General features: G+C 59.4%; 7 protein-coding genes and 1 pseudogene. 4 read left to right on the forward strand and 4 right to left on the reverse strand.

Features of this window, described 5'->3' with window-relative positions; all coding sequences use genetic code 11:
• The first annotated feature begins 267 nt into the window (after nucleotides 1-267).
• Nucleotides 268-1,491: a DUF1800 family protein gene (locus EXR36_14685; protein MSQ60842.1), complete on the forward strand. Its 1,224-nt coding sequence runs from the start codon at nucleotides 268-270 to the stop codon at nucleotides 1,489-1,491.
• An 84-nt stretch (nucleotides 1,492-1,575) separates the two neighbouring features.
• Here EXR36_14685 and EXR36_14690 read toward each other — a convergent pair.
• The 3 genes and pseudogenes from EXR36_14690 to EXR36_14700 all read right to left on the reverse strand — a co-directional run bounded on the left by EXR36_14690 (nucleotide 1,576) and on the right by EXR36_14700 (nucleotide 3,358).
• Nucleotides 1,576-2,247, reverse strand: a pseudogene (locus EXR36_14690) (cell envelope biogenesis protein OmpA).
• A 62-nt stretch (nucleotides 2,248-2,309) separates the two neighbouring features.
• On the reverse strand, nucleotides 2,310-2,942 hold the full coding sequence (locus EXR36_14695) for an HAD family phosphatase (GenBank protein ID MSQ60843.1): 633 nt from the start codon (nucleotides 2,940-2,942) through the stop codon (nucleotides 2,310-2,312).
• A 44-nt stretch (nucleotides 2,943-2,986) separates the two neighbouring features.
• On the reverse strand, nucleotides 2,987-3,358 hold the full coding sequence (locus tag EXR36_14700; protein MSQ60844.1) for a hypothetical protein: 372 nt from the start codon (nucleotides 3,356-3,358) through the stop codon (nucleotides 2,987-2,989).
• A 134-nt stretch (nucleotides 3,359-3,492) separates the two neighbouring features.
• Between EXR36_14700 and EXR36_14705 the strand changes: the two genes are divergently transcribed.
• From EXR36_14705 to parC, 3 genes are all read left to right on the forward strand, one after another.
• The gene (locus EXR36_14705; GenBank protein ID MSQ60845.1) at nucleotides 3,493-4,014 is read left to right on the forward strand and encodes a hypothetical protein; all 522 of its coding nucleotides are present in this window, start codon (nucleotides 3,493-3,495) and stop codon (nucleotides 4,012-4,014) included.
• Between the two features lie 31 nt (nucleotides 4,015-4,045).
• Nucleotides 4,046-6,031, forward strand: a complete 1,986-nt coding sequence (locus EXR36_14710) for a type IIA DNA topoisomerase subunit B (GenBank protein ID MSQ60846.1) — start codon at nucleotides 4,046-4,048, stop codon at nucleotides 6,029-6,031.
• 155 nt (nucleotides 6,032-6,186) lie between these two features.
• Nucleotides 6,187-8,493 (forward strand): DNA topoisomerase IV subunit A, encoded by a 2,307-nt coding sequence (parC, locus tag EXR36_14715; GenBank protein ID MSQ60847.1) that lies wholly within the window; start codon nucleotides 6,187-6,189, stop codon nucleotides 8,491-8,493.
• Here the strand turns inward: parC and EXR36_14720 are convergent.
• Nucleotides 8,490-9,044 (reverse strand): hypothetical protein, encoded by a 555-nt coding sequence (locus EXR36_14720; GenBank protein ID MSQ60848.1) that lies wholly within the window; start codon nucleotides 9,042-9,044, stop codon nucleotides 8,490-8,492. The two genes, parC and EXR36_14720, sit on opposite strands and share 4 nt — an antisense overlap.
• Nucleotides 9,045-9,265 lie beyond the last annotated feature (221 nt).

Here is a 9,265-nt window from a genome sequence, read left to right on the forward strand (position 1 = left end):
CGAAGAATCCAGGCTGCTTGGGTTTGGGTTGCTTCCTGCGTTTGTCTTTCTTCATCGGCCTCGGGATCACTTTGCGCTTCGAGGCTTTTTATCACATCGATTCCATACACACTACTCTAGAATGCTGAATTATTAGAGGTGCCCTATAAAGCACATTGTAAAGCAGGCAGGGATATTGCCATGGCGCCCTTACCGTGCATAGCCGCATCGCAGAAGTGTGGCTTGGCGGAAATTCGAAGAAAGCAATGAAGTAATGGAGACCTGAAGATGGCTTGGACTCATGAAGATGCCTCGCATCTCTTGCGGCGCGTGGGTTTTGGCGGCAGTGTGCGCCAAGTGGAAGCGCTCTACACCAAGGGGCGCGCCGTGGCGGTGGAAAGTCTCTTGAGTTACGAGAGCGCCGCGGATCCTGCCTGGGAAGTGGCGAACCCCCTCGGATTGAAGGACCCGGCCAATGATGCGCGGGATGCATCCCTCACCTTTCTGTATCGTTTTCTGGCCAGCGCCAGGCCGTTGGAAGCGCGGCTAACCTGGTTCTGGCACTCGCATTTCGCGCCTTCCATGCAAGCGGGTGGGAACGCGCTCACGGCGCTGCAACTCAATAGTTGGCGGGGGTGCGCGACTGGCCATTTCAAGGATTTCCTTCCGGTCCTACGCAAGGACGTGGCAGGGTTGCATAAGCCTAATAGCGCTCGCAGTGCCGTGGGTGCTGCTCCGAGCGAAGCCGGTGGGTACCACGGCACCGAAGCCGCCTCGCGCGCGGGCAATACCGCCGTCGCAAGCCGTGTTCTAGTCAATGCTCAGAGCGAGCGTCTGCCGTCTCATCGCGCATTCCCGCGCGCGCCCTACGATCTCCCGAGCACTACGCAGTCAGTGTGTCTGAAACTTTACCGGGCTTTTGTGTGCGACCGCGCGCCCCCGGCCGATCTCGAAATGCTGATGAACGTATGGGGGCGAAGCGGGGGCAGCATCAAGTCCGTCATGGGTGCCATGCTAAGAGGCCACGCCTTCTGGGACACGCAGGCGCGTGGCACGGTCCTGAAGGGCGCGATGGAGTATGCGGCGGGATTGGTGCAACGCCTCGATTTGTGCCTGAACCGGCCCCTGGTCGAGAATGTGGCATTGAATCTCCCAAAGATGGGCCACGTACCTTTTCCGTTCGGCGAGACGGCCCGGGGCCGCTCCGCTCTGCAACTTTCCAGCGCCGGCGTGTTGGTGTCGCGTTACGAATTCGCGCGTTACGCCATCTATGCGGTTGCACCTGATCATGTGGCGGCGGGCATGACCGCCGGGTTCCCGCGCAGAATTCCGCCCAACGTGTTCATCACGCTACTGGCGCAGCGCCTTGGCCTGGCCTTGCTGACCACGGCAACGCGCGCGGTGGTGAACGAGTATCTGGGTAATGACCCGGTCGCTCCATGCGGCACGCCTGACAAAGTTCTGGGCGCCCTTTATATGTTGGCGTGCTCGCCGGAGTATCAAGTCACTTAGGGAAACGCTGATCAAGCTCTTTCGCACGATCGGCGTGATCATACTTTCAAGGAGTTACGAGGGGGCGAGCTCCCTTGTACTTCCTTAGCGCTGCCGCAAGGGCGTGATGGTAAGCTCCACGCGGCGGTTTTGAGTGCGGCCCGTTTCGTTGTCGTTGCTGGCCACCTGGTGAGTCTCACCGGCGCCCACCGGAAGCAGGCGTTCGGCTTTCACGCCGCGGGTGGTGAGGTAGCGGGCCACGCTTTCGGCACGTCTTTGCGAGAGCGATTGGTTGTGCTCGTTGGTTCCTTTGTTGTCGGTATGGCCGGCGATTTCGATCAGGGTCTTGTCGTACTCCTTGAGCACCAATGCGACGGAGTTCAGCACTTCGTAGAATGCGCCATTGAGATCCTAGCTGTTGCTGGCGAAGGTAATGTTGCCGGGCATGTTGAGCGTGATGTCATCACCTTTGCGCGTGACGCTGACACCGGTTTTCTGGAGTTGCTCGCGCAGTTTTTTCTCCTGAATGTCCATGTAGGCGCCCACCGATACGCCAGCCAACGCGCCTACTCCGGCGCCGATCAAGGCACGGCGCTTACTTTCCTTCTGGTCTTTACCGCTGATCCAGCCCACTACGGCTCCAGCGCCCGCGCCAATACCCGCGCCGATGGCCGTTTTGCTGGTACGTTGTTCACCGGTGAATTGATCGGTCGTGCACGCGCTGGCAAGCAGCGTGACAATAATGAGAGTGGATTGGGTTGCGCGATTATTAAGCATGATTCCTCTTGGGGTTATGGAAAAGAATTATTGATCGAAGGAACCTTATTTCGCGGAGCGAATCATCGACCCAGATTCGGCGAGGGCAGCAGTCCCATCTGGCGCAAGGAGGCGACAAGAGAACTGGGGGCCTGGAAGTGGATGCATTGGAAGCCCAGATCGCGGGCTGCGTGTATGTTCGCCACGCTGTCGTCGATAAAGAGAGATTGCTCGGGGCGGATGTTCCAGCGTTCGCACGCGAGGCGGAAGATAGCATGATCTGGTTTGGCCAGTCCGTGCTCGCCCGAAACCAGGATGTCCTCGAACAGCGACAGGAAGGCGAAGCGCTGCCGCGCGAAGGGGAAAGTTTCGGCCGACCAATTGGTCAGCGCGACCAGCCGGTACCCGTCCCGGACAAGTTCGTTCAAAGCGGCAACGCTATCCTCGATGGGACCGCGTATCGTTTTTTCCCAGTGCGTGCGCCACAAACCGAGCGGGATTGCGTAGTGGGGAAAGCGCTGAATGCGCTCGGTAACTGCCTGTTCGAAGGGCTTGCCCGCATCCATCTCGTGGATCCATTCATGATTGCAGGCCTCGGCCAAAAAGCTCTCCATGCGTGCGTCGTCGCGGAAAACGCCGGCGTAGAGGTAACGCGGATTCCAATCGACCAGAACGCCCCCCAGGTCGAAGATGACGGTGCGAAGAGCAGCAGGCAAAGTAGCGTGCTAAAGAAACGGGGGCGCGACTATACCAGAGCAAGTCAGAGGTTGGTCGCGCGCGCCCGGCCAAGGCAAAGGGGGCAGCGAAGTGCCGCGGGATGTTGTTGCAGCCAATGCAGCGTGAGGGTGGTCCCGCAGTGATTGCACAGATCGTAGAGGCCTTGCTCCATCCGCCGTTGCGCCTTTTGGATGTGCTCCAACGCGTCAATGGCGCTTCTTCGCAGGTGCGGGGAGTAGAGGTTATGAAATAACTGAAGGGCGATGTCCGCGCCTGCTTGCTCGACCCAATGGGCAGTGCTTACATCGTCAGGGTGGCCGCTGCGCTCGATTTCCTTGCACAGGTGGAGCAGGACAGCGCGTTGATGCCGTGCCAGGAGCGGACCGAATGCCGACATGGATGCCATTGGGGTCATGAGCGTCTCCAACCTAATTGCCCAGCGCGTTCATCGGCTCGTTGCGGCCTCACTTTAGAAATATTTGCAAATCGGTTTCGCCGTTCGCAATTCGCGAATAGAATAAGAGCCGGTATGTTCGCCATGGCCCGCCGCTGACGCTGAAACCCCAAGACTTACTAGTCCTGCTCAAGATGGTGGCTTTGGGCCGCGAGCCATGGTCCTACAACCAATTGGCGTACGAATTGGGCATGTCCGCCTCCGAGGTACACGCAGGCGTCAAGCGCTCGGTACATGTGGGGCTCATGCAGGTGAAGGAAGGATGGGGATACCCCGACGTTCAGGCGCTGGCGGAGTTTCTTGTTCATGGCCTGCGCTACGCCTTCGCGCCCGAGCGCGGGGGCATGGTGCATGGGCTTCCCACTGCTTATTCGGCGGCTCCACTCAAGGACCGGGTCGATCACGCCGATGATCCGCCCGCGGTGTGGCCCGAGGAGGGCGGCTCCGTGCGGGGGCTGGGATTTTCCCCCTTGTACCGCTCGGTGCCATTGGCCGCCCGGCGCGATCCGGCGTTGTACGAGTTGCTGGTTTTAGCCGATGCTTTGCGCGTACCACACGCTTCGCGCGAGTTGGCGGTAAGAGAATTGCATAAGCGCCTGGATCCCTCCAGTGGGTGACCTGGCGCCGCGCCATCAATAAGAGGAAATCATGGCAAAGAAGGGCAGTTACACCGCCGCCGATATCGAGATTCTGGAAGACCTGTCGCCGATTCTGCACCGGCCGGGCATGTATACGGATCCCGCGAATCCGAACCATGCGCTGGTGGAGATCATCGATAACTCCGCCGATGAGGGGCTAGGCGGCTTTGCCAAGAACGTCGACGTGGTCCTCTACGAGGATGGCTCGGCCGAGGTGAGCGATAACGGCCGCGGCATTCCCGTGGATATGCATCCGAAGAAGAAGGTACCGGCCGTCCAGGTGATCTTCACCACTTTGCATTCCGGTGGCAAGTTCCGCAAGACGGATTCGGATGCGGTCTATCGCATCGCTGGCGGTTTGCATGGCGTGGGCGTGTGCGTGAGCAATGCGCTCTCGACGCGCCTGGAGGTGGAAGTCAAGCGCGACGGTGCGCGCTCGCGCCTGGTCTTCGCGGACAACGGGCAGGTCAAGGAGCCCCTGAAGAAGCTGGGAACCGTGGAGCCCAAGGACACCGGCACGCGCGTTCGTTTCTGGCCAGATGCAAGGTATTTCGACTCGGCGAAAATCGTCGCGGCGGATATCGCCGCATTGCTGCGTGCAAAGGCGATGCTGCTCCCTGGTGTGCGGTTTTCGCTTTCCGTGGAAAAGAACGGCAAGTTCGACCTTCAGACCTGGCACTTTCCACATGGCATAAAGGGTTACTTCGCTGAAGCCATCGTTGGCAACGATCCCGTGGCCAGCACCTTTTTCGGCGAGCGTTACGTCAGCGCGCAATCGGAATCCGACAGCTTCTCCGAAGGCGAGGGTGCGTTATGGGCGATCGCGTGGACAGGCGAGGGAGAGTTGGTGACCGAATCCTACGTCAACATGATTCCCACGCGCTTGGGCGGCACCCACGTGTCGGGATTACGAGAAGGGGTCTACGCCGCCATCAAGAATTTCATCGACCTGCACGCGATGGGGCAGCGCGGGCTCAAGGTAGTGCCAGAGGACGTTTGGTCGCGCGCCAACTACGTGCTGTCGGTGAAAATGCTCGACCCGCAGTTCAAGGGCCAGGTTAAGAACGAACTCATCTCGCGCGATGCGGTGAAACTCACCGCCCAGATGGTGCGCGATCCCTTCGAGCTGTGGCTCAACCAGCACGTCGATGAAGGCAAGCGCATCGCGGATTTGGTGATCCGGCAAGCCGTGGCGCGCTCGCGCGCCGCGCAGAAGGTCGAAAGGCGCAAGAGTTCTGGCGTGGCCGTTCTGCCCGGCAAGCTCACCGATTGCGCGTCCGACGATCCGGAGCGCAACGAATTATTCATCGTTGAAGGAGATTCCGCCGGCGGCTCCGCCAAGCAGGCGCGCGACAAGGAATTTCAAGCCGTGCTGCCGCTCAAGGGAAAGCCCAAGAACACTTGGCAAGACAGCGGCGATTCGCTCTACGCCAACAAGGAGATCGAGGCCATCGCGCTTGCCATCGGCGTGGATCATCATAAGCTCCACGACACGGTGGATCTCGCCAACTTGCGATACAAGCGCGTCATCATTCTGGCGGACGCGGACGTGGACGGCGCGCACATTCAAGTGCTGCTGCTCACCTTGTTCTTCAAGCATTTCCCCCGGCTCATTCAGCAGGGCAATGTGTTCGTGGCGCAACCGCCCTTGTTTCGCATCGACGTGCCTTCGCAAGGCAGGAACAAGCCCGCGAAGAAACTCTATGCCTTGGACGAGCAGGAACTCGTGGCCATCCAAGAAAAGATGATGGACGAAGGGGTCAAGGACGGTAGCTGGAGTGTCAGCCGCTTCAAGGGCCTGGGCGAGATGAGCGCCGATCATCTGTGGGAGACCACGTTGAATCCCGATACGCGCCGGGTGTTGCCGGTGTCGCTGGAAGATGGCCTGGACGTATCGAACGACATCTTCAACATGATGATGGCCAAGGAGAATGCGTCGCAACGCAGGCTATGGATGGAGACTTTCGGCAACCTCGTGGATGCCGATATTTCGTAGGGCGCCAGGAATAGACGATGGAAGAAAACCAAGGCAAGAAAGACGACCAACTCGACATGTTCGAGGACGGTGAAACGGTGACGGAAGACAGAACCGCGGCTCCACCTTCGGCGCCATCCGGTTCCGGGGGTGGTGTTCCTCCGCACTACGCGCCCATGAGCGGTGCCTTTGGCGACGCGTTACCTATTGGCCGCTACGCCTCCACGCAGTACTTGCAATACGCCATCGCCACGGTCAAGGACCGCGCGCTGCCACGCGTTGCCGACGGGCAGAAGCCCGTGCAGGGCCGCATTCTCTACGCCATGTGGGACAACGGGACGCGAGCGGGCACCAAGCGTACAAAATCCGCGGCCGTGGTCGGTGATGTGCTGGGTAAATTCCATCCTCACGGCGACCAGTCCGTCTACGACGCGCTCGTGCGGCTAGCGCAGGACTTCACCATGCGTTACCCGCTCATCGACGGCGAAGGAAACTTCGGTTCGCGCGATGGCGACGAAGCGGCCGCTTACCGGTATACGGAAGCACGGCTGACGAAATTCTCCGAGGTATTGCTCTCCGAACTGGAGCAAGGCACGGTGGATTTCGTGCCTAACTATGACGGCACCCGCGAAGAGCCACAGGTGCTGCCGGCACGTTTGCCAGTGGTACTGCTCAACGGCGCCTCCGGAATCGCCGTGGGCATGGCCACCGAAATTCCTCCGCACAACTTGACCGAAGTGGCTGCCGCGGCCATCGCCATGATCCGCGAGCCGGAGATGACGTTGAAGGATGTGATGAAGCACATCAAGGGGCCAGACTTCCCAGGAGGCGCGCAGATCATCACGCCGAGAATGGAAATGCTGGAGGCTTACGCCAGCGGCCGCGGATCGGTTCGGGTGCGGGCGCGTTGGACCATCGAGCGTCTGGCCCGGGGACAATGGCAAGTGGTGGTGAATGAATTGCCGCCAGGAACTTCCACGAAGAAAGTTCTGGAAGAGATCGACGCCATCGCCAATCCCCAGCCAAAGGCTGGAAAGAAATCCCTCGCGCCCGAGCAGCAACGCGAGAAGCAATTGATGTTGTCGCTTTTGGATAAGGCGCGGGACGAGAGCGACCGGTCGCACTCCGTGCGCCTGGTGTTAGAACCCAAGACGTCCAAGACCGGCGAGAACGAATTCATCAACCTTCTGCTCGCACAAACGAGCATGGAGGCCAATGTCTCCATCAACCTGGTGATGGTTGGCTTGGACGGTAGACCCACCGGCAAGAACTTGCGGGACATCCTCGGTGAGTGGTTGGAGTTTCGGTTTTCCACGGTCAAACGCCGTACCAAGTACCGCCTGGATCAGGTGCTGGACCGCATCCACGTACTGGAAGGGCGCCTCATCGTCCTGCTCAACGTGGATAAAGTGGTCAAGGTTATCCGCAACTCCGAGGAACCCAAGCCTGAGTTGATGCGCGTGTTCAATTTGACCGAACTCCAGGCCGAGGACATCCTCGAAATGCGTTTGCGCCAGTTGGCCAAACTCGAACACATCAAGGTCGAGCAAGAACTGGGTAGTCTCAAGAAAGAACAGAAGGAATTGGAGCGCGTGTTGAACCAGCGCAGTTCGCTGGAAAAACTGGTCATCAAGGAGATCGAGCAAGACGTGAAGACCTTCGGCGATGCGCGCCGCACGATCATCGAGGCCACCGAGAAAGCCGTGGCCGTGAAACCGGTCATCGACGATCCCGTTACAGTCATTGTGTCCAAGAACGGTTGGGTGCGTGCGCGCCAAGGTTGGGGCGTGGATCCGGCCGCGCTTTCCTTCAAGGAAGGTGACAGCTTGGGTGCGCTGATACCGTGCCGCACCGTCGATTCCATCGCATTTCTGGATTCCCTGGGCCGCGCCTATTCCATCGGCGTGGAAGAACTGCCTTCGGCCAGGGGAGACGGCGTACCCGCATCCTCCCTGGTGGAAGTGCAAGGCGGCGCCAAGATTCTCTTCGCCCTCGGCGGAAAGCCGGATACCAATGTGTTGATCATGTCGAGCGGCGGATATGGTTTCGCGGCGAAGCTGAGCGACATGATTTCCACCCGCCGCGCCGGAAAAGAATTCCTATCGGTGGAGGAGGGCGATATTCCGCTACAACCCACGACCTTCGAGGATTCTCCGAAGAATTACGTGGCCACCCTTTCGGAGCAGGGCCGCATGCTGCTGTTCCAGTTCCCGGAACTCAAGCAGATGTCACGCGGGCGCGGGGTCATTCTGATGGGCATGGAGAAGGGCGAGAAACTTGTGTCTGCCATTGTCACCGACCAACCGAATCTCACCGTCGTGGCAGTGGGCCGCACTGGAAAAGAAAAAGAAATAGAACTCAAGCCCAAGGAGTTAGCCCATTATGCGGCCCATCGCGCCCGCATGGGCCGGGCGCTGCCGGAGAAGGCCAAGCCGTTGGGTTTCAAGCTTGTGCCCGCACCGTGCGCGGACGAAAAAACTTAGTGCAAATGTTTGCGCGTGCCGGGAGTCAGCACGACTTCCGAGGTGATGTTGGCGGAGCCACTGGAGGTGCGCTCCTCCCAGTTCCGGCCGAAGAGTTTGTTGACGACTTCCACCACTTCGCCGATTTCCTCGGAACCGAAGTGACGGCTCAGTAGCAAGGAAACATCTTCCAGCATGCGGCGGCGCTGGGCGTCGTGGATGGCTTCGGGCGTGGGCCCCACGAAGACGACACCGAATTCGTTTTGGCCGTCGTCGTGGTAGTAGGAGAGTTCCACGACGGAGGTCTGGTCGGCGAAGGAACTCAGCGCCTGCAACGACTCTTCGATGCAGCGGCGAAAGTTTCTTCCTACATCGCCTGTCCAGCAGATTTCGAGCGAACGCCGGCGCGGGTCGAAGGATATGCCAGGTTCTTCTTGATGGACGCTCTTGGCGTCCCCGAGGCTGTCCTCATCGAGGTATTCCAGCCAGGGCCGCAGCGCGCCCTCCACGTGAGAGAGCGTGGTGCCGGCTCTCAGAGAAATGTTTCCGTGTACGTGAACCTCGATACGCATGGGCGGTGTCCGGTGGGATCGTGAATTTTTACCGGCCCTAGTGTACTCGTATCCGAGTAGCCCGCTACCTCTAGTCTTATCCAATATGGTTTGAGTCTGAAGGTGGGATCGTATTTCCAACATGGTTTGAGTCTGAAGGGGCGTAATTGGGTCGATCATTCTAGGAATGATGATCGACATGAACGAAACCAAACTCACGACGCTCGATCAGTTGCGGGCGT

This window comes from Betaproteobacteria bacterium (genome assembly GCA_009693245.1).
Taxonomy (GTDB): Bacteria; Pseudomonadota; Gammaproteobacteria; order Burkholderiales; family SHXO01; genus SHXO01.